Origin of the sequence: Pseudomonas sp. TSRC2-2 (genome assembly GCF_049897785.1) — a bacterium.
Taxonomy (GTDB): domain Bacteria; phylum Pseudomonadota; class Gammaproteobacteria; order Pseudomonadales; family Pseudomonadaceae; genus Aquipseudomonas.
The window spans coordinates 247589-267913 of sequence record NZ_JAFCWZ010000009.1; the positions used below are offsets into that span (position 1 = coordinate 247589).

Annotated in this window: 19 protein-coding genes; 12 read left to right on the top strand and 7 right to left on the bottom strand. The window is 60.3% G+C overall.

Features of this window, described 5'->3' with window-relative positions; all coding sequences use genetic code 11:
* Window positions 1-115: 115 nt before the first annotated feature.
* From ACP7D9_RS19665 to ACP7D9_RS19705, 9 genes are all read left to right on the top strand, one after another.
* Window positions 116-1147, top strand: coding sequence for an amino acid ABC transporter substrate-binding protein (locus ACP7D9_RS19665; protein WP_016771583.1), 1032 nt, complete (start codon window positions 116-118; stop codon window positions 1145-1147).
* 66 nt (window positions 1148-1213) lie between these two features.
* Window positions 1214-2395, top strand: a complete 1182-nt coding sequence (locus ACP7D9_RS19670; protein ID WP_426159248.1) for an amino acid ABC transporter permease — start codon at window positions 1214-1216, stop codon at window positions 2393-2395.
* 10 nt (window positions 2396-2405) lie between these two features.
* Entirely contained in the window at window positions 2406-3500 is a 1095-nt protein-coding gene (locus ACP7D9_RS19675) for an amino acid ABC transporter permease (protein WP_042607719.1), read from the top strand.
* A 13-nt stretch (window positions 3501-3513) separates the two neighbouring features.
* The gene (locus tag ACP7D9_RS19680; protein WP_016771581.1) at window positions 3514-4278 is read left to right on the top strand and encodes an amino acid ABC transporter ATP-binding protein; all 765 of its coding nucleotides are present in this window, start codon (window positions 3514-3516) and stop codon (window positions 4276-4278) included.
* A gap of 187 nt (window positions 4279-4465) precedes the next feature.
* Entirely contained in the window at window positions 4466-5125 is a 660-nt protein-coding gene (locus tag ACP7D9_RS19685) for a FadR/GntR family transcriptional regulator (RefSeq protein ID WP_101159326.1), read from the top strand.
* Window positions 5115-6419 (top strand): CynX/NimT family MFS transporter, encoded by a 1305-nt coding sequence (locus ACP7D9_RS19690; RefSeq protein ID WP_426159251.1) that lies wholly within the window; start codon window positions 5115-5117, stop codon window positions 6417-6419. The genes ACP7D9_RS19685 and ACP7D9_RS19690 overlap by 11 nt, the downstream gene beginning before the upstream one ends.
* A gap of 210 nt (window positions 6420-6629) precedes the next feature.
* A complete protein-coding gene (locus tag ACP7D9_RS19695; RefSeq protein ID WP_426159254.1) occupies window positions 6630-7100 on the top strand; it encodes a nuclear transport factor 2 family protein in 471 nt (156 codons plus the stop codon).
* A 40-nt stretch (window positions 7101-7140) separates the two neighbouring features.
* On the top strand, window positions 7141-7443 hold the full coding sequence (locus ACP7D9_RS19700) for a GIY-YIG nuclease family protein (RefSeq protein ID WP_426159256.1): 303 nt from the start codon (window positions 7141-7143) through the stop codon (window positions 7441-7443).
* A gap of 84 nt (window positions 7444-7527) precedes the next feature.
* Entirely contained in the window at window positions 7528-8463 is a 936-nt protein-coding gene (locus ACP7D9_RS19705) for a glutathione S-transferase family protein (protein ID WP_426159257.1), read from the top strand.
* A gap of 84 nt (window positions 8464-8547) precedes the next feature.
* Here ACP7D9_RS19705 and ACP7D9_RS19710 read toward each other — a convergent pair whose 3' ends face one another.
* Window positions 8548-8898 carry a glutaredoxin family protein gene (locus ACP7D9_RS19710; protein ID WP_101159331.1) on the bottom strand — a complete coding sequence of 117 codons (351 nt, stop codon included), beginning with the start codon at window positions 8896-8898 and terminating at the stop codon, window positions 8548-8550.
* The gene (gene yejK, locus ACP7D9_RS19715) at window positions 8898-9902 is read right to left on the bottom strand and encodes a nucleoid-associated protein YejK (protein ID WP_016771572.1); all 1005 of its coding nucleotides are present in this window, start codon (window positions 9900-9902) and stop codon (window positions 8898-8900) included. Before yejK ends, ACP7D9_RS19710 begins: the two co-directional genes overlap by 1 nt.
* A 485-nt stretch (window positions 9903-10387) precedes the next feature.
* Between yejK and ACP7D9_RS19720 the strand changes: the two genes are divergently transcribed.
* Complete coding sequence (locus tag ACP7D9_RS19720; RefSeq protein WP_003221909.1) at window positions 10388-10669, top strand: HU family DNA-binding protein; 282 nt, start codon at window positions 10388-10390, stop codon at window positions 10667-10669.
* Window positions 10670-10864: 195 nt separating this feature from the next.
* Here the strand turns inward: ACP7D9_RS19720 and rlmF are convergent, their stop codons facing one another.
* The 5 genes from rlmF to ACP7D9_RS19745 all read right to left on the bottom strand — a co-directional run bounded on the left by rlmF (window position 10865) and on the right by ACP7D9_RS19745 (window position 17435).
* On the bottom strand, window positions 10865-11884 hold the full coding sequence (gene rlmF, locus ACP7D9_RS19725; protein ID WP_101159332.1) for a 23S rRNA (adenine(1618)-N(6))-methyltransferase RlmF: 1020 nt from the start codon (window positions 11882-11884) through the stop codon (window positions 10865-10867).
* 128 nt (window positions 11885-12012) lie between these two features.
* Complete coding sequence (locus tag ACP7D9_RS19730) at window positions 12013-14859, bottom strand: valine--tRNA ligase (protein WP_426159260.1); 2847 nt, start codon at window positions 14857-14859, stop codon at window positions 12013-12015.
* A gap of 201 nt (window positions 14860-15060) precedes the next feature.
* Window positions 15061-15450 (bottom strand): DNA polymerase III subunit chi, encoded by a 390-nt coding sequence (locus tag ACP7D9_RS19735; RefSeq protein ID WP_101159334.1) that lies wholly within the window; start codon window positions 15448-15450, stop codon window positions 15061-15063.
* Window positions 15451-15458: 8 nt separating this feature from the next.
* Entirely contained in the window at window positions 15459-15887 is a 429-nt protein-coding gene (locus ACP7D9_RS19740) for a DNA polymerase III subunit chi (RefSeq protein WP_101159335.1), read from the bottom strand.
* A gap of 57 nt (window positions 15888-15944) precedes the next feature.
* Window positions 15945-17435 carry a leucyl aminopeptidase gene (locus tag ACP7D9_RS19745; protein ID WP_426159263.1) on the bottom strand — a complete coding sequence of 497 codons (1491 nt, stop codon included), beginning with the start codon at window positions 17433-17435 and terminating at the stop codon, window positions 15945-15947.
* Window positions 17436-18011: 576 nt separating this feature from the next.
* Here ACP7D9_RS19745 and lptF point away from each other — a divergent pair.
* Window positions 18012-19133: an LPS export ABC transporter permease LptF gene (lptF, locus tag ACP7D9_RS19750; RefSeq protein WP_312995386.1), complete on the top strand. Its 1122-nt coding sequence runs from the start codon at window positions 18012-18014 to the stop codon at window positions 19131-19133.
* Window positions 19126-20187: an LPS export ABC transporter permease LptG gene (gene lptG / locus ACP7D9_RS19755; protein WP_426159265.1), complete on the top strand. Its 1062-nt coding sequence runs from the start codon at window positions 19126-19128 to the stop codon at window positions 20185-20187. The genes lptF and lptG overlap by 8 nt, the downstream gene beginning before the upstream one ends.
* Window positions 20188-20325 lie beyond the last annotated feature (138 nt).

Sequence of the window (20325 nt, forward strand, 5' to 3'; positions counted from 1 at the left end):
AGCGAAGGTCCTACGTCGGTTGACCCCAAAAAAAGCCAACACGGGTCAACAACGCCTCAAAAGGGTGCGACTGGACTCAAGCTCCGACACAACAAGAGCAAAACTGGAGGTTTGAATGAAGATGTTGAAATCCACTCTGGCGGTCGTGACTGCAGCAGCAGTACTCGGCGTCAGCGGGTTCGCTCAGGCGGGTGCAACCCTGGATGCGGTACAAAAGAAAGGTTTCGTGCAGTGTGGCGTGAGCGACGGTCTGCCAGGCTTCTCGGTACCGGATGCAACCGGCAAGATCCTCGGCATCGATGCTGACGTTTGCCGCGCTGTGGCCGCCGCCGTTTTCGGCGACGCCAACAAGGTCAAGTTCAGTCAGTTGAACGCCAAGGAGCGCTTCACCGCGCTGCAATCGGGCGAGATCGACATCCTCTCGCGCAACACCACCATGACCAGCTCTCGCGATGCGGGCATGGGCCTGAAATTCCCGGGCTTCATCACCTACTACGACGGCATCGGCTTCCTGGTTAACAACAAGCTGGGCGTGAAAAGTGCCAAAGAGCTCGACGGCGCGACCATCTGCATCCAGGCCGGTACCACCACCGAGCTGAACGTTTCCGACTACTTCCGTGGCAACGGTCTGAAATACACCCCGATCACTTTCGACACCTCCGATGAAAGCGCCAAGTCGCTGGAATCCGGTCGTTGCGACGTGCTGACCTCCGACAAGTCGCAGCTGTTCGCCCAGCGCAGCAAGCTGGCCTCGCCAAAGGACTACGTGGTTCTGCCGGAAACCATTTCCAAAGAACCACTGGGCCCGGTCGTGCGTAACGGCGACGACGAGTGGCTGGCCATCGTGCGTTGGGTCGGCTACGCGCTGCTCAACGCTGAAGAAGCCGGCATCACTTCGAAAAACGTCGAAGCTGAAGCCAAGTCCACCAAGAATCCGGACGTGGCCCGGATGCTCGGCGCTGACGGCGAGTACGGCAAAGACCTGAAACTGCCGAAAGACTGGGTTGTGCAGATCGTCAAGCAAGTCGGCAACTACGGTGAAATCTTCGAGAAAAACCTCGGCAAGAGCACTCCGCTGGAAATCGACCGCGGCTTGAACGCCCTGTGGAACAACGGCGGCATTCAGTACGCACCACCAGTGCGCTAATGGTTCTATCGCCCGGCGGGCCAACCGCCGGGTGATGTTCTTGTTCCATTTCTTCCGGGGCACTTCATGCAAAATTCAATCGGCGCACCAAAGCAGGGGCTCAGCCTCAGCGATCCACGAGTGCGTGCGTGGCTATTCCAGATCATCACGGTTGTGGCGGTGGTCTCGCTTGGCTGGTACCTGTTCGACAATACCCAAACCAACCTTCAGCACCGGGGCATCACCTCCGGTTTCAGCTTTCTGGAGCGCAGTGCCGGGTTCGGCATCGCTCAAACCCTTATCGACTACACCGAAGCGGACAGCTACGCACGGGTGTTTGTCATCGGCCTGCTCAACACCCTGTTGGTGACCTTTATCGGCGTGATCCTGGCGACGATTCTCGGTTTCATCGTCGGTGTAGCGCGGCTGTCGCAGAACTGGATCATCGCCAAACTGGCGACGGTGTATGTGGAAGTGTTCCGCAATATTCCACCGCTGCTGCAGATTCTGTTCTGGTACTTCGCGGTGTTCCTGACCATGCCGGGACCGCGCAACAGCCACAACTTCGGCGACACCTTCTTCGTCAGCAGCCGTGGCCTGAACATGCCGGCCGCGCTGGCCGCTGACGGCTTCTGGGCCTTCGTGATCAGCATTGTGCTGGCCATCGTCGGCATCCTGCTGATGACCCGCTGGGCCAACAAGCGCTTCGAAGAAACCGGCGTGCCGTTCCACAAGTTCTGGGCCGGCCTGGCGATCCTGCTGGTGATCCCGACCTTGTGTGCATTGATCTTCGGCGCTCCGCTGCATTGGGAAATGCCTGAGCTCAAGGGCTTCAACTTTGTCGGCGGCTGGGTATTGATCCCGGAACTGCTGGCGTTGACCCTCGCACTCACCGTGTACACCGCAGCGTTCATCGCCGAAATCGTGCGTTCCGGGATCAAGTCGGTCAGCCATGGCCAGACCGAAGCGGCGCGTTCGCTCGGCCTGCGCAACGGTCCGACCCTGCGCAAGGTGATCATTCCGCAAGCCCTGCGCGTGATCATTCCGCCGCTGACCAGCCAATACCTCAACCTGGCAAAAAACTCCTCGCTGGCCGCCGGCATCGGTTACCCGGAAATGGTTTCGCTGTTCGCCGGCACCGTGCTCAACCAGACCGGGCAGGCCATCGAGGTGATTGCCATCACCATGAGCGTGTACCTGGCGATCAGTATCAGCATTTCCCTGCTGATGAACTGGTACAACAAGCGCATTGCGCTGATCGAGCGGTAAGGAAAAGCGCATGAGTACTCATACTTTCAAACCCGACATGCCTCCACCCAACAGCAGCATCGGCGTGGTGGCGTGGATGCGCGCGAACATGTTTTCCAGCTGGCTCAACACCCTGCTGACGCTGTTCGCGTTCTACCTGATCTACCTCGTCGTGCCGCCGATCCTCAGCTGGGCGATCGTCGATGCCAATTGGGTCGGCACCACCCGCGCCGACTGCACCAAGGAAGGCGCCTGCTGGGTGTTCATTCAGCAGCGTTTCGGCCAGTTCATGTACGGCTATTACCCGACCGAACTGCGCTGGCGCGTTGACCTGACCGTGTGGCTGGCAGTCATTGGTGCAGCGCCACTGTTCATCTCGCGCATGCCGCGCAAAGCGGTCTACGGCCTGAGCTTTTTGGTGCTGTACCCGATCATCGCCTTCACTTTGCTGCATGGCGGTTTCGGTCTGACCACCGTGCCGACCAGCCAGTGGGGCGGCCTGATGCTGACCCTGGTGATCGCCACCGTTGGTATTGCCGGAGCGTTGCCGCTGGGCATCGTGCTGGCGCTGGGCCGGCGCTCGAACATGCCGGCGATTCGCGTGGTCTGTGTGACCTTCATCGAGTTCTGGCGCGGCGTGCCGTTGATCACGGTGTTGTTCATGTCCTCGGTGATGCTGCCGCTGTTCCTGCCCGAAGGCATGAACTTCGACAAGCTGCTGCGCGCACTGATCGGGGTGATCCTGTTCCAGTCGGCCTATGTTGCCGAAGTGGTGCGCGGCGGCCTGCAAGCGATCCCCAAAGGCCAATACGAAGCCGCAGCGGCAATGGGCCTCGGTTACTGGCGCTCGATGGGCCTGGTGATTTTGCCGCAAGCCCTGAAGCTGGTGATTCCCGGCATCGTCAACACGTTCATTGCGCTGTTCAAGGACACCAGTCTGGTGATCATCATCGGCCTGTTCGATCTGCTCAACAGCGTCAAGCAAGCCGCTGCCGATCCGAAATGGCTGGGCATGGCCACTGAAGGCTACGTGTTCGCCGCCCTGGTGTTCTGGATTTTCTGTTTTGGTATGTCGCGCTATTCCATGCATCTGGAACGCAAGCTCGACACTGGCCACAAGCGTTAGGAGTTCTCTGTAAATGAGCGAAGCAATCAAAAAGCCTGTGGGCCCTGAAGGCATTATCCAGATGCAGGGCGTCAACAAGTGGTATGGCCAGTTCCACGTACTCAAAGACATCAACCTCAACGTCAAGCAGGGCGAGCGTATCGTTCTGTGCGGGCCGTCGGGCTCGGGCAAATCGACGACGATTCGTTGCCTCAATCGCCTGGAAGAACACCAGCAAGGCCGCATCGTTGTCGATGGCGTGGAGCTGACCAACGACCTCAAGCAGATCGAAGCGATCCGCCGCGAAGTCGGCATGGTGTTCCAGCACTTCAACCTGTTCCCGCACCTGACCATTCTGCAGAACTGCACCCTGGCGCCGATGTGGGTGCGCAAGATGCCCAAGCGCAAGGCCGAAGAAATCGCCATGCATTACCTGGAGCGCGTACGCATTCCGGAGCAGGCGCACAAATACCCGGGCCAATTGTCCGGCGGTCAGCAACAGCGTGTGGCGATTGCCCGCGCCTTGTGCATGAAGCCGAAAATCATGCTGTTCGACGAACCGACGTCAGCGCTCGATCCGGAGATGGTGAAAGAGGTTCTGGATACCATGATCGGTCTCGCCGAAGACGGCATGACCATGCTTTGTGTGACCCATGAAATGGGTTTTGCCCGCACCGTGGCGAACCGCGTGATCTTCATGGACAAGGGCGAGATCGTTGAACAGGCCGCGCCGAACGACTTCTTCGATAATCCGCAAAATGATCGGACGAAGTTGTTCTTGAGTCAGATTTTGCATTGATCTGACTGCGCTCTGAAATAAACCCGGACATGTTCCGGGTTTATTTTTGCGCGCGGTTATTGCCTTCGCCCGTGGGCCCGATCGAAAACGTGCCCATAAGCAGAGCGTCCCCAAGGTTGTGTGCGCCGTCGGGTCTGACTAACATGTCGGAAAATTCATCCTATGATTGGATGAAAAGGCGAGGTTCATGTCCGACATTTCCCCTCTGATCAAGCGATCCCTGGTCGACCAGGCTCTGGACCAACTGCGTCAGCGCATCAACAGCGGTGCATGGCAGGTCGGTGAGCGGCTGCCGACTGAACCGGAGCTGTGCGCCGAGCTGGGCATCAGCCGCAACACCGTGCGTGAGGCCATGCGCGTGCTGGCGTTTTCTGGCCTGATCGAAATCCGTCAGGGCGACGGCAGTTATCTGCGCGCGCTGGTCGATCCGCTCGACACGCTGAAAGCGTTATCGCGGTGTTCGCTGGATCAGGCGCGGGAAACCCGGCATATCCTCGAAGTCGAGGCCATCGGCCTGGCGGCGCTGCGCCGTACCGACGAGGATCTGGCGGCGTTGCGTGAAGCGCTCGGCACCAGTGGCTGCCACTACCATGGCGACCTCGACACTTACATCGCCTGCGATCTGGTGTTTCACCGGCGTCTGGTCGACGCCGCGCACAACCCGACCCTCAGCGAGCTGTATCGCTACTTCTCCAGCATCGTGGGCGCGCAATTGCGCCAGACCCTGAATATCTCCCCGCGCCGTCAGGAAGTGTTCGACTTGCACATCGCGTTGCTCGATGCGGTCGAGCAACGCGACCCGGAACGGGCCAAAGCCTTGTCGAGGCAACTGATCAATGAACCTTGAAACCGAGAAAACCATGCCCCGCACTGAGTTATCCACAGCGTCGAAACGCTCGCCTGAGCTGGATGAGTTGCTGATTGATGCCGAGGCTGATGACGAGCAGGTCCAGCAAAGTCATCCGTTAGTAAAACGTCCATGGCTGTTGCTGCTCGGGTTGATTCTGGTGGCGCTGAACCTGCGCCCGGCATTGTCGAGCATGGCGCCGTTACTCAGCGAGGTCTCCAGGAGCCTCGGGCTGTCTGCGGCGCAGGCGGGATTGCTGACCACGTTGCCGGTGCTGTGCCTGGGTTTGTTTGCGCCGCTGGCGCCGATTCTGGCGCGGCGTTTCGGTGCTGAGCGGGTGGTGTTGGGCATTCTGCTGACGCTGGCTGGCGGGATTATCCTGCGCAGTAACTTCGGCGAGATCGGCCTGTTCGCTGGCAGTGTGCTCGGCGGCGCCAGCATCGGCATCGTCGGCGTGCTGCTGCCGGGTATCGTCAAACGCGATTTTGCCAAACACGCCGGCACCATGACGGGCGTCTACACCATGGCCCTGTGCCTGGGCGCGGCGATGGCGGCGGGTTCGACCGTGCCGCTGAGTGAGCATTTCGGCAACAACTGGACGATGGGCCTGGGGTTCTGGGTGATTCCGGCGCTGGTGGCAGCGGTATTCTGGCTGCCGCAAGTCGGCTCCAGGCACGGCGCGCACAACGTCGCTTATCGCGTGCGCGGGTTGCTGCGCGATCCGCTGGCCTGGCAAGTGACCTTGTACATGGGCCTGCAATCGTCGCTGGCCTACATCGTGTTTGGCTGGTTGCCGTCGATCCTTATCGGGCGCGGGCTGACACCGACTCAGGCCGGATTGGTGCTGTCCGGTTCGGTGATCATTCAACTGGCCAGCTCACTGGCCGCGCCGTGGCTGGCGACCCGTGGCAAGGATCAGCGTCTGGCGATCGTCGTGGTCATGGCGCTGACCCTGGCCGGTCTGTTCGGCTGCCTGTACGCACCGATCGAAGGTCTGTGGGGCTGGGCGATTCTGCTCGGGCTGGGGCAGGGCGGTACGTTCAGTCTGGCCCTGACCCTGATCGTGCTGCGCTCGCGCGATTCCCATGTGGCGGCGAACCTGTCGAGCATGTCGCAGGGTTTCGGTTACACGTTGGCGTCGATGGGACCGTTCGCCGTGGGCGTGGTGCATGACTGGACCGGCGGCTGGAATGCGCTGGGCTGGATCTTCGGCATTATCGGCGCCGGTGCGATCATTGCCGGGCTGGGTGCCGGGCGGGCGCTTTATGTGCAGGTGCAAAGCGAAAGAACCTGAATGCACTGATTTCAAATGTGGGAGCGGGCTTGCTCGCGAAGGCAATGTGTCAGTCACATCAATGTTGGCTGACCCACTGCATTCGCGAGCAAGCCCGCTCCCGCACTGGATTTGTGTACTGCGGGTATTCGGCAAGCGAATGCCGATAGTGTTTCTGCGCATTGCAGATTATCGTGCTGGCAATCTGTATATCTTTCTTTGGAGATTGCCTTGAGCGAAGCCCACAGCGCCCTGATCACCCGCTTCTACGAAGCCTTCCAGCGCCTTGATGCCGAAGCCATGGCCGCCTGCTACACCGATGACGTGGTTTTCAGCGATCCGGCCTTCGGTGAGTTGCGCGGTCGCGACGCCGGCGACATGTGGCGCATGCTCACCACCCGCGCCAGGGATTTCTCCCTGACCTTCGACAACGTCCGCGCCGACGAGCGCACAGGCGGCGCGCATTGGGTGGCTACGTATCTGTTCAGCCAGACCGGCAGCATTGTGATCAACGACATTCAGGCGCGTTTCGTCTTGCGCGACGGCAAGATCTGCGAGCACCACGACCACTTCGATCTGTGGCGCTGGTCGCGTCAGGCGTTGGGTTTCAAAGGCTTGCTGCTGGGCTGGACGCCGCTGGTGCGCAACGCCGTGCGTGCCCAGGCGCGCAAGGGACTGAAGGCATTTCAGGCCGGGCGCTGATAAGATCGCCGCCTGTTTTCCTACATGTTCAGATCCCGAAGTGACCAGCCTTAGCGAAAAAACCGTCGATGCTGCCGAGCCAGTGAGCAAATCCTGGTTCGTCTACCTCGTGCGTGCCGCCAATGGTTCGTTGTATTGCGGAATCAGCGACGACCCGGCGCGGCGTTTCGCCAAGCACCAGAGCGGCAAGGGCGCGCGGTTCTTTCTTTCCAGCCCGGCGATGGCGCTGGTCTACACCGAACTGTGCCGCGACAAAAGTGATGCTTTGCGACAGGAGCGGCTGATCAAAAAGCTGCGCAAGAGCGCCAAGGAATGCCTGGTCGCGTCTTATCAATCTGACTGATTGGTTCCCATCAGGCAGATCTGTAGGCTGCTAATCAAATGCGCGCTAAGCTGCGAACTCACTTTTCCAGCGGCGGAGCCGAGCATGTCCGAGTTGATTCTGCACCATTACCCGACCTCTCCATTTGCCGAGAAGGCTCGGCTGCTGCTGGGCTTCAAAGGTTTGTCCTGGCGTTCGGTGCATATTTCGCCGGTCATGCCAAAGCCTGATCTCACGGCGTTGACCGGCGGCTATCGCAAAACCCCGGTGTTGCAGGTCGGTGCTGACATTTATTGCGACACCGCCCTGATCGCTCGACGCCTGGAACAGGAAAAAGCCCTGCCGGCGTTTTTCCCCCAGGGACAGGAAATGACTAGCGCCGGTTTTGCGGCGTGGGCCGATTCGGTGGTGTTTCAGCACGCCGTGAGCCTGGTGTTCCAGCCGGAATCGGTCGCAGTGCGCTTCGGCAAGTTGCCCCCGGAAGCGATCAAGGCGTTTATCGCCGACCGCGCCGGGTTATTCAGCGGAGGCAGCGCAACCCGCCTGAGCGCGGAGCAGGCCAAACATCAATGGCCAACGATCATGGCGCGACTGGAACAACAGTTACAGCGCGAGCAGGGCGATTTCCTCTTCGGCGAGCCGTCGATTGCCGACTTCGCGCTGGCGCATCCGCTGTGGTTCCTCAAGGCGACCCATGTGACCGCACCACTGGTCGATGAGTATCCGGCTGTTGTCGCCTGGCTTGGGCGTGTGCTTGGCTTTGGCCATGGCGCGGCGAGCGAGATGTCGTCCGCCGAGGCATTGGAGGTCGCGCGTAACGCGACGCCAGCGGCATTGCCAGATGAGCAGTTCGTCGATCCGAACGGCTTCAAGGCGGGCCAGCAAGTGGCGATTGCCGCTATCGATTACGGCGTCGATCCGGTGGTCGGTGAGTTGCTGTTTGCCGGGAGCGAAGAGCTGATCATTCGCCGCGAAGACGAACGTGGCGGCGTGGTGCATGTGCACTTCCCGCGCTTTGGTTTCCGCATCGAAGCCAGCTAAAAGCAAAAGATCGCAGCCTGCGGCAGAGCCTGCGTGAGACTTGTGCAGGGGCTGTCGAAGGCTGCGATCTTTTGATCTCGACGTTTATTTCAGGGCAGCCAGGATTTCGTCCGGGTCAAATCCGCGAATCAACGTGCCGTTCACATCAATCAGCGGAATCCCGCGCCCACCCAATGCCTCATACGCTTTGCGCGCTGCGGCGTCCTTCTCGATATCGAACTCCTTGAACGGTATGCCCTTGCTGTCGAGAAAGCGTGTGGTCTGTTTGCAATAGCCGCACCAATCGGTGGCGTAGAGCACGACGTTAGCCTGCGCCCGTGTCTGTTCCGAGACCATTTGCGACGGGTCGATCAGGCGCTCGATCTTGCCCCAGTTCTGGTAGACCACAACGACCAGCAGCACCAGGGCGACCTTTTTCAGCACATTGGCGAGCATCAGTTGCGCCGCTTCAACTGATCGGTCAGCGAGGTCGGCAAGCCTTTGATGATCAGGGTGCCGTTCTCTTCGTCGTACTCGATCTTCGAACCCAGCAGGTGTGCTTCGAAGCTGATCGACAAACCTTCGGCGCGACCGGTGAAACGGCGGAATTGATTGAGGGTGCGTTTGTCTGCCGGAATCTCTGGCGACAGGCCGTAGTCCTTGTTGCGAATGTGGTCGTAGAAAGCTTTCGGGCGTTCTTCGTCGATCAGCTCCGAGAGCTCTTCAAGGCCCATTGGTTCGCCGAGCTTGGCCTGGCTGCTGGCGTAGTCGACCAGGGTCTTGGTTTTCTCGCGGGCCGAATCTTCCGGCAGGTCTTCGCTCTCGACGAAGTCACTGAACGCCTTGAGCAACGTACGCGTCTCGCCGGGACCGTCGACCCCTTCCTGGCAGCCGATGAAGTCGCGAAAGTACTCCGAGACCTTTTTGCCGTTCTTGCCCTTTATGAATGAGATGTACTGTTTCGACTGCTTGTTGTTCTGCCACTCGGAGACATTGATCCGCGCTGCCAGATGCAACTGGCCAAGGTCGAGATGGCGCGACGGTGTCACGTCGAGCTCGTCGGTCACCGCCACGCCTTCGCTGTGGTGCAGCAAGGCGATCGCCAGGTAGTCGGTCATGCCTTGCTGATAATGCGCGAACAGCACATGGCCGCCGACCGACAGGTTCGATTCTTCCATCAGCTTCTGCAGATGCTCGACCGCCACTTTGCTGAACGCGGTGAAGTCACGGCCGCCGTCCATGTATTCCTTCAGCCAGCCGCTGAACGGGAACGCGCCGGATTCGGGATGGAACAGGCCCCAGGCTTTGCCCTGTTTGGCGTTGTAGCTTTCGTTGAGGTCGGCGAGCATGTTTTCGATGGCTGCGGACTCGGCCAGTTCGGAGTCACGGGCGTGCAGAACTGCGGGCGTGCCGTCGGGTTTTTTGTCGATCAGGTGGACGATGCAATGACGGATCGGCATGGGCTTCTCGGCTGTTGGAAGGGAGGAGGGCAGGCTCCCCCGAAAAAGCGCTCAGTGTACCCGAATCTCTAGTGGAGGCTCTGCGTAGGAGCTGCCGAAGGCCGCGATCTTTTGATCGGGTTTTTGAAAAATCAGAGTCAAAAGATCGCAGCCTTCGGCAGCTCCTACAGAGGCTTGAAGGGTGAAACCGGGGCAAGAGGCCGGCCTTATGCGGTTTTTTACCGGTTTAGCGCAATAAAGCTGACCAAATGGGTAGCTAGAAGCGGATATTTCCTTGTCGCTGTGCTAGTTTTGCCCGGTCTTACGCGAAGTCACTGCGTTAAGCGTGCATTCAGCATTTGTCAGGTCGAACCAAACCCTGATTTCGGCATCTATAACCCGACTCGTCGTGGTTATCGCCGAGGGTGCCAGATCCAGAAGATCGGGCTCGATGGCTGACACTGCACTCTGCAATCCATATGAATTTGATAGGGAAGGAACACTACATGGCTCTTACTAAAGACCAACTGATCGCCGACATCGCTGAAGCTATCGACGCGCCGAAAACCACCGCGCGTAACGCTCTGGACCAACTGGGCCAAATCGTTGCCGATCAGCTGGAAAACGGCGGCGAAATCACCTTGCCAGGTATCGGCAAGCTGAAAGTGACCGAGCGTCCTGCCCGCACTGGCCGTAACCCATCGACTGGCGCTGCCATCGAAATCCCTGCCAAGAAAGTGATCAAGCTGGTTGTGGCCAAAGGCCTGACCGACGCTGTGAACAAGTAAGACGCAGCGATAAAAAAAACCGTGCTTCGGAGTGATCCTGGGCACGGTTTTTTTGTGTCTGTGATTTGGCGACTGAATCGCTGGGCCAAAGTGGGAGCGGGCTTGCTCGCGAAAGCGGAGTGTCAGTCGACATGTTTATTGACTGACCTCCCGTATTCGCGAGCAAGCCCGCTCCCACATGTAGTGTTGCATCATTTAGCGCACCCAGCGCTCGCGCCGCCAGATCTGCTGCTCGGACTTGGTCTGGAAGGTCCACGCGACAAAGCGGCTCTGCTTCTGCCCCTGTGACATCTCCACCACTTGGCTTTCCAGCACACCCGCTTTCTTCAGCGCGGTTTCGATCGCCGGCAGGTTGGATGCCTTCGACACCAATGTGCTGAACCACAAGACCTTGTGCTGGAAGTTGGCGCTCTCGGCAATCAGTTGCGTCACAAAGCGCGCTTCGCCGCCTTCACACCACAGCTCCGCCGATTGCCCGCCGAAGTTCAGCACCGGTAGCTTGCGTTTCGGATCGGCCTTGCCCAGAGCACGCCACTTGCGCTCGCTGCCCTTGGTCGCTTCCTCCATTGAAGCGTGGAACGGCGGGTTGCACATGGTCAGGTCGAAGCGCTCGCCCGGCTCGAGCAAGCCAATGAGGATGTGCTTGCGGTTTTCCTGCTGGCGCAGCTGGATCACTTTGCTCAAATCATTGGACTGCACGATGGCGCGGGCGGCCGCCACGGCTGTCGGGTCGATCTCCGAACCGAGGAAGTGCCAACGGTATTCGCTGTTGCCGATCAGCGGATAAACGCAGTTGGCGCCCATGCCGATGTCCAGCACGTTGACGATCGCGCCACGCGGGACCTTGCCGTCGTTCATGCTCGCCAGCAGGTCGGCGAGAAAGTGCACGTAATCGGCACGCCCCGGAACCGGAGGGCAGAGGTAATCCGCCGGAATATCCCAATGCTGAATGCCATAGAAGGCCTTGAGCAGCGCCCTGTTGAACACGCGCACCGCATCGGGGCTGGCGAAATCGATGCTTTCCTTGCCGTACGGGTTGGTGATCACAAACTTCGCCAGTTCCGGCGTGGTCTTGATCAGCGCCGGGAAGTCGTAACGACCCTGATGGCGATTGCGCGGATGCAGGCTGGCCTTTTCGCGTGGCTCGACGGCTTTGCTCGGGGACGCGGCGTCAGGCTTCTTGCGCGCAGGTTTGGGTGTGCGGGGGGCGGTCATGGGCGTGGTCGATTCGGGTATGGCTGAAAGTGGCAGGCATTGTCCCACATTGACGTCGAATACGCCGAGATGTGGTGGACATAAAAAAGGGAGGCCACCTGGGCCTCCCTTTTCAGTGCGATTTGCCGTTACAGACTGGCAATCCGCGCATGCTGCTCGGCCAGTTTGCCCAGGGCCTGTTCAGCCTCGGCCAGTTTGGCGCGCTCCTTCTCGATGACTTCGGCCGGGGCCTTGTCGACGAAACCGGCGTTGGACAACTTGCCGCCAACCCGCTGGACTTCGCCCTGCAAGCGCAGGATTTCCTTGTCCAGACGTGCCAGTTCCGCAGCCTTGTCGATCAGGCCGGCCATCGGCACCAGCACTTCCATCTCGCCGACCAGTGCGGTGGCGGACAGTGGTGCTTCTTCGCCAGCGGCGAGGACGGTGATCGACTCCAGACGCGCGAGCTTTTTCAGCAGCGCTTCGTTCTCGGTCAGGCGACGCTGGTCTTCAGCGCTGACGTTCTTCAGGTAGATCGGCAGCGGTTTGCCCGGGCCGATGTTCATCTCGCCGCGAATATTACGCGTGCCGAGCATCAGTTCCTTTAGCCATTCGATGTCGTTTTCCGCCGCCGGATCGATGCGCTCTTCATTGGCCACCGGCCAAGGCTGCAGCATGATCGTCTTGCCCTGAATACCGGCCAGCGGTGCGATGCGCTGCCAGATTTCTTCAGTGATGAACGGCATGAACGGGTGCGCCAGACGCAGCGCCACTTCCAGCACGCGCACCAGCGTCCGGCGAGTGCCACGCTGGCGTTCGACCGGTGCGTTCTCGTCCCACAACACAGGCTTGGACAGTTCCAGGTACCAGTCGCAGTACTGGTTCCAGATGAACTCGTACAGCGCTTGCGCGGCGAGGTCGAAACGGAACTGATCCAGTTGTCGGGTCACTTCGGCTTCAGTGCGTTGCAACTGCGAGATGATCCAGCGATCGGCCAGCGACAGCTCATACGCTTCGCCGTTCTGGCCGCAGTCTTCGCCCTTGTCCAGAACGTAACGCGCGGCGTTCCAGATTTTGTTGCAGAAGTTGCGATAACCTTCGACGCGACCCATGTCGAACTTGATGTCGCGACCGGTCGAGGCCAGCGAGCAGAAAGTAAAGCGCAGGGCATCGGTGCCGTAGCTTTCGATGCCGTTGGCGAACTCTTCGCGGGTTTGCTTCTCGATCTTCTTCGCCAGTTTCGGCTGCATCAGGCCGGAAGTGCGTTTCTGCACCAGCGACTCGAGATCGATGCCGTCGATAATGTCCAGCGGGTCCAGTACGTTGCCCTTGGACTTGGACATCTTCTGCCCCTGACCGTCGCGCACCAGTCCGTGTACGTACACAGTCTTGAATGGAACCTGCGGCGTGCCGTCTTCGTTCTTCATCAGGTGCATGGTCATCATGATCATCCGGGCAACCCAGAAGAAGATGATGTCGAAACCGGTGACCAGCACGTCGGTGGAGTGGAATTTCTTCAGGAACTCGGTCTGCTCGGGCCAGCCGAGGGTGGAAAAGGTCCACAGGCCGGAACTGAACCAAGTGTCGAGTACGTCATTGTCCTGTTGCAGCGCAACGTCCGGGCCGAGGTTGTGCTTGGCACGCACTTCGGCTTCGTCGCGACCGACGTAGACTTTGCCTGACTCGTCGTACCAGGCCGGAATCCGGTGGCCCCACCACAGCTGACGGCTGATGCACCAGTCCTGGATGTCGCGCATCCACGAGAAGTACATGTTTTCGTACTGCTTGGGCACGAACTGAATGCGACCGTCTTCGACGGCAGCAATCGCCGGCTCGGCCAGAGGCTTGGTCGACACGTACCACTGATCGGTCAGCCATGGCTCGATGACGGTGCCGGAGCGATCGCCCTTCGGCGTTTTCAGGTTGTGATCGTTGACGCTCACGAGCAGGCCGGCGGCGTCGAATGCGGCGACGATCTGCTTGCGCGCTTCAAAACGCTCCAGCCCGGCGAACTCCGCCGGAATCTTGCCGTCGATGCTCTCGTTCAGCGTGCCATCGAGATTGAACACCTGCGCGGCAGGCAGCACGTTGGCGTTCTTGTCGAAGATGTTCAGCAGCGGCAGGTTGTGGCGCTTGCCGACTTCGTAGTCGTTGAAATCGTGGGCCGGGGTGATTTTCACGCAACCGGTGCCGAATTCAGGATCGCAGTAATCGTCGGCAATGATCGGGATACGGCGGCCAACCAATGGCAGCTCGACAAATTTGCCGATCAGGGCCTTGTAACGCTCATCGTTCGGGTTAACCGCGACGGCTGAGTCGCCAAGCATGGTTTCCGGGCGGGTGGTGGCGACGATCAGGAAGTCATTGCCCTCGGCAGTTTTCACGCCGTCGGCCAATGGGTATTTCAGATTCCACAGGAAACCTTTCTCTTCGTGGTTTTCCACTTCGAGGTCGGAAATCGCCGTGTGCAGTTTGGTGTCCCAGTTGACCAGGCGCTTGCCGCGGTAGATCAGGCCGTCTTCATGCAGACGCACGAAGGCTTCCTTGACCGCTTCCGAGAGGCCGTCGTCCATGGTGAAGCGCTCGCGGCTCCAGTCGACGGACGAGCCGAGGCGGCGGATCTGCCGGCTGATGTTGCCGCCCGACTGATCCTTCCATTCCCAGACTTTCTCAAGGAATTTCTCGCGACCCAGGTCGTGACGATTCTGGCCCTGGGCTTCCAGTTGGCGCTCCACCAGCATCTGCGTGGCGATACCGGCGTGGTCGGTGCCTGGCTGCCACAGCGTGTCGCGACCCTGCATGCGGCGGAAACGGATCAAGGCGTCCATGATGGCGTTGTTGAAACCGTGCCCCATGTGCAGGCTGCCGGTGACGTTCGGCGGCGGGATCATGATGGTGTAGGACTCGCCCGCGCCTTGCGGGGCGAAGTAGTTCTCGGACTCCCAGGTCTTGTACCAGGAAGTTTCAATGGCGTGCGGCTGGTAGGTCTTATCCATGCGCGGCGGGACCCTATTGGCATTTATTCAGGAAAAGCCGGCAAGTATAGCGGGGCATGGTGCCGAGGGCGAGCGGGGGGAGGATAGTGTGCGGTTCAACTGTGGGAGCGGGCTTGCTCGCGAATGCGGTGAGTCAGGCGACACGCCGGTGACTGATACACCGCATTCGCGAGCAAGCCCGCACACACATTGGATTTGTTGTTACTCGTACTGGCTGAGCAGCCGCTCCATCCGTGCATCGAGGCGACGTTTGATTTCGGTTTCGATGTGCGGGGCGAAGTCGTCGATCACGTCTTGCATGATCAATTGCGCGGCGGCGCGCAGTTCGCTGTCCAGGTGCAGCAAGGCATCCGGGCCTTTATCGACCGGTGCGGCAGCCGGAGCGGCTGGGGTCGGCGCTGGTGGCGGCTCGACGGCCGCCGGCTGATTGCCGACGGAATCGAACAGCATCGGAATCTGTTCCTGTTCGCTGTCATCGACCGTATCGGTCAACAGCGGCGGTTGCAGGTTGTCGTCGCCGAGCAGCTGGCGGATCGATTCGAGGTCGTCCAGCAGATGTGCGGACTTCTGTTGCGGTTTCGGAGTGTCCATTGGAGTGCTCAGAGTCGCTGTAAACGGTGGTCTTGCAGAGCATAGCCCTGTTCGCGATAGAAACGGAAACTCTCCCGCGCCGCCGCTCGAATGGCCGGATCTTCGACCACCATTTCCGCCACACGGGCGAACTTGCTGGCGAAGGCCGGGACTTTCAGATCAAGATTGACCAGCAGATCCTGATGCTCACCGCAGTCGTCTCCAAGTCCCAGCACGATCAAGCCGTCGGGCTCACTGTCGGCCGGGCCGTGGGGCACGAAGCTTTCACCCTTGAATGCCCACAGACGCGCATCGAGATCGTCACGCTGGGCGGCATCGCTGCAATGCAGGTAGATGCGGTGGCCCATGCGCCAGGCCTTCTCGGTGAGCTTGCAGGCAAAATCCAGGCGCGCCGAAGGATCGGCGCTGGGCAGGATATAGAAGTCGACTTTGGTCATTGCGGTTCCAGAGCGGCAAGTGGCGACACCCGAGAGTGACGCCACCTTTCAGCGGTTTCAGGCTTTGGCGCGATCGAGCAGGTACTGGGTCAGCAGCGGAACCGGACGGCCAGTGGCGCCCTTGTCCTTGCCGCCGCTGGTCCATGCCGTGCCGGCGATGTCCAGGTGCGCCCAGTTGAGGTTCTTGGTGAAACGCGACAGGAAGCACGCGGCAGTGATGGTGCCGGCCTTTGGGCCACCAATGTTGGCGATGTCGGCGAACGGGCTGTCCAACTGCTCTTGGTACTCATCGAACAGCGGCAATTGCCAGGCGCGGTCGTCGGCAGCCTTGCCAGCGCTGAGCAATTGGTCGATCAGCTCGTCGTTGTTGCCCAGCAGGCCAGACGTGTGCGCGCCCAAGGCGACGACGCAAGCGCCGGTCAGGGTCGCGATATCGATCACCGCTTGCGGCTTGAAGCGCTCGGCGTAGGTCAGCGCATCGCACAGCACCAGACGGCCTTCGGCGTCGGTGTTGAGGATTTCCACGGTCTGACCGCTCATGGTGGTGACGATGTCACCCGGACGCGAGGCGTTGCCGCTCGGCATGTTCTCGGCACAGGCGAGGATGCAGACCAGGTTGATCGGCAGTTTCAGCTCGAGCACGGCGCGCAGGGTGCCGAACACAGAGGCGGCGCCGCCCATGTCGTATTTCATTTCGTCCATGCCGGCGCCCGGCTTCAGGCTGATCCCGCCGGTGTCGAAAGTAATGCCCTTGCCGACCAGCACGTATGGCTTGTCGGATTTCTTGCCACCGTTGAATTGCATGACGATCAGGCGCGGCGGCTGAGCGCTGCCCTGGCCAACGGCATAGAACGAGCCCATGCCCAGAGACTTGATCTTCTTCTCGTCGAGCACTTCGACTTTCAGATCCTTGAATTCTTTGCCGAGGTTCTTGGCTTGTTCGCCCATGAAGGTCGGGTGGCAGATGTTCGGCGGCAGGTTGCCCAGATCGCGGGTGAACGCCATGCCGTTGGCGATCGCGGTAGCGTGGTTCACGGCGCGCTGCACTTCGGCTTGCGCAGCCTTGATGGTCAGCAGGGTGATTTTCTTCAGGGCGCGCGGTTCGGCTTTCTGGCTCTTGAACTGGTCGAAGGTGTAGCCGCCGTCGACCAGGGTTTCTGCCAGCAGGCGGGTCTTGCCGTAGCTGGCGCGACCTTTGACGATGACTTCATCCAACGCCAGCACGGCATCACCGCCGCCCAGGCCTTTGAGGGTGTTGAGGATGCCGGCAACGATTTTGCGGAACGGACGGTCGCCCAGCTCTTCGTCCTTGCCCACGCCGACCAGCAACACGCGTTCGGCTTTCAGGTTCGGCAGGCTGTGCAGCAGCAGGCTCTGACCGACCTTGCCGGCCAGGTCGCCGCGCTTGAGCACGGTGCTGATCGCACCGCCGCTCGACTCGTCGACCAGTCTGGCGGCGACACCGAGTTTGCGGCCTTCGCCGACGGCAACCACCAGGGTGGCGGTTTTCAACGTTTCTGGGCTAACGCTTTTTACAACCAGTTCCATGTCCGGATCCCTGAATGAATGGTCAACACGCAGGCGTTCGACGCTGTCCGCAGTCGCCTGCTTATAGATAGAAGAGGCGCAGGCCAAAGCCTGCGACAAGGGCCGCAGTTTGAACCTCGCTCCCCGCGCCTGACAACCCTAGGGGGCGTTCTCAATTAGTTTTCACACCGCGTTGTCGCCTCAAAGCCAGCCAGGCAAGGCGCAGGCCGCTGGGAATGGTTGTTCCCTTTCCAAGGCCTGCAACGCAGACTGGCCGGCTTTAAGGCACAACCCGAAGGGCCGGGCCTGCTGTTGTGCAGGGCTGCGTTGCTCGAAGCTTATTTGGAATGACCAAACCACGCTTCTCGCGCCTTGCCCTGCACAACAGCAGACTCGGCGCGGTGTGAAAACTAATTGAGAACGCCCCCTAGGTTGTACGATCAGCAAAGGATTACGGAGATGGATGAGTGTGCGCAGTGACAGGCGCACCCAATCACAGGATAATGCCGCATCTTTTTTCGACCGCTCTGCATGGCGGGCCGGTCGATGTGTTTGCTTGTTTGGCCGCCTTAGCCTGACAACCCTGGAGTGTCTGGTTTGATCGTCTTCCGTTATCTGTCCCGCGAAGTCCTGTTGACCCTCAGCGCCGTAAGTGCCGTGCTGCTGGTCATCATCATGAGCGGTCGCTTCATCAAATACCTGGCGCAGGCTGCGGCCGGTCAGCTCGATCCGGGTTCGCTGTTCCTGATCATGGGCTTTCGTCTGCCGGGTTTCCTGCAACTGATTCTGCCGCTGGGCCTGTTCCTCGGGATCCTGCTGGCCTACGGTCGCCTGTACCTCGAAAGCGAAATGACCGTTCTTTCGGCCACCGGCATGAGCCAGCAGAAGCTGTTTCGCATGACGCTGTTTCCGGCAACGCTGGTGGCACTGGTGGTGGCGTGGCTGAGCCTCGGCCTGGCTCCGCAGGGCGCCAACCAGTTTCAGCTGCTGTTGAACAAGCAGGACGCGCTCACCGAGTTCGACACTCTCGAACCGGGCCGCTTCCAGGCGCTGCGCGACGGAACCCGTGTGACCTACACCGAAACCCTGAGCGACGATCGGGTCAATCTCGGCAGCGTGTTCATCTCGCAGAAAAACCTTGGCGCCGATAAAAAGGACCGCGGGATTTCCGTGCTGGTCGCCGAGTCGGGCCGCCAGGAAATCCGCCCCGATGGCAATCGCTACCTGATCCTCGATAACGGTTACCGCTATGACGGCAGCCCCGGGCAGGCCGATTACCGCGCCATTCATTACGAAACCTACGGCGTGCTGCTGCCCAAGCCGGACGTCAGCGAAGAAGTCACCGATCGCGATGCAATGCCGACCTCGTCCCTGTGGGGCAGCGACGACATCCGTTCGAAAACCGAGCTGCAATGGCGCATGTCCCTGCCCTTGCTGGTGTTCATCGTGACCCTGATGGCGGTGCCGCTGTCGCGGGTGAATCCACGTCAGGGGCGTTTCCTCAAGCTGCTGCCGGCGATCCTTCTTTATATGGCTTACCTGACCATCCTGATTGCCGCCCGCGGCGCCCTCGAAAAAGGCAAGATCCCGCCAGCCCTCGGCCTGTGGTGGGTACACGCGATCTTCCTGGTCATCGGCCTCGGCCTGCTTTACTGGGAGCCGATGCGCCTGAAGCTGGCCAGCCGTCGCAGCACCGCGCTGGAGGTGGCCCGTGGTTAAACTCGACCGCTACATCGGCAGCAGCGTGTTCATGGCGATCATCGCCGTGCTGGCAATCATCCTCGGCCTGGCGACGCTGTTCGCCTTCATCGATGAAATGGGCGACGTCAGCGACACCTACACTTTGATCGACGTGCTCGGTTTTGTATTGCTGACCGCACCGCGCCGGCTCTACGAGATGCTGCCAATGGCCGCACTGATCGGCTGTCTGATCGGCCTCGGCAGTCTGGCCAGCAGCAGTGAGCTGACGGTCATGCGCGCCGCTGGCGTGTCGATCGGCCGTATCGTCTGGGCCGTCATGAAGCCGATGCTGGTGTTGATGCTCGCCGGCGTGCTGATCGGCGAATACGTCGCCCCGGCCACCGAGAGCATGGCGCAGGCCAATCGCTCGCTGGCCCAGGGCAGCGGCGACGCGCAAAGCGCCAAGCACGGTATGTGGCACCGTCAGGGTGAAGAATTCATCCACATCAACGCGGTTCAGCCGAACGGTCTGTTGTACGGCGTGACGCGCTATCACTTCGACAAGGAGCGCCATCTGCTCAGCTCCAGCTTCGCCAGGAAGGCCGAGTTTGACGGCAGCAAGTGGCAGCTCACCGACGTTGCCACCACGCTGTTCCACGAGCGCAGCACGGAGGTCGTCAATGCCCCGAGCGAGGAGTGGGACGTGGCGTTGAGCCCGCAATTGCTCAGCACCGTGGTCATGGCACCGGAATCGCTGTCGATCAGCGGTCTGTGGGGCTACATCCACTATCTGGCCGAGCAGGGCCTGAGCAACGGCCGTTACTGGCTGGCATTTTGGGTCAAGGTGTTGCAACCGCTGGTGACTGCCGCGCTGGTGCTGATGGCGATCTCCTTCATCTTCGGTCCGCTGCGTTCGGTGACCCTCGGTCAGCGTGTTTTCACCGGCGTGCTGGTGGGCTTCACGTTCCGCATCGTCCAGGATCTGCTGGGGCCATCGAGTCTGGTGTTCGGTTTCTCGCCGCTGTTTGCGGTGCTGGTGCCGGCCGGCGTGTGTGCGCTGGCGGGTGTCTGGCTGCTCAGGCGAGCGGGCTGATGAACAAGCTTTCATTCAGCGCTTGAACCCTGAAAACGCCTCGGTCGCCAGATCGGGGCGTTTTTGCATGCGATCCGGGTGACAGGCGAACGTGACGCTTGCGCCGTGTATCAGGTACAATTCCCGGCTATTTTTCGG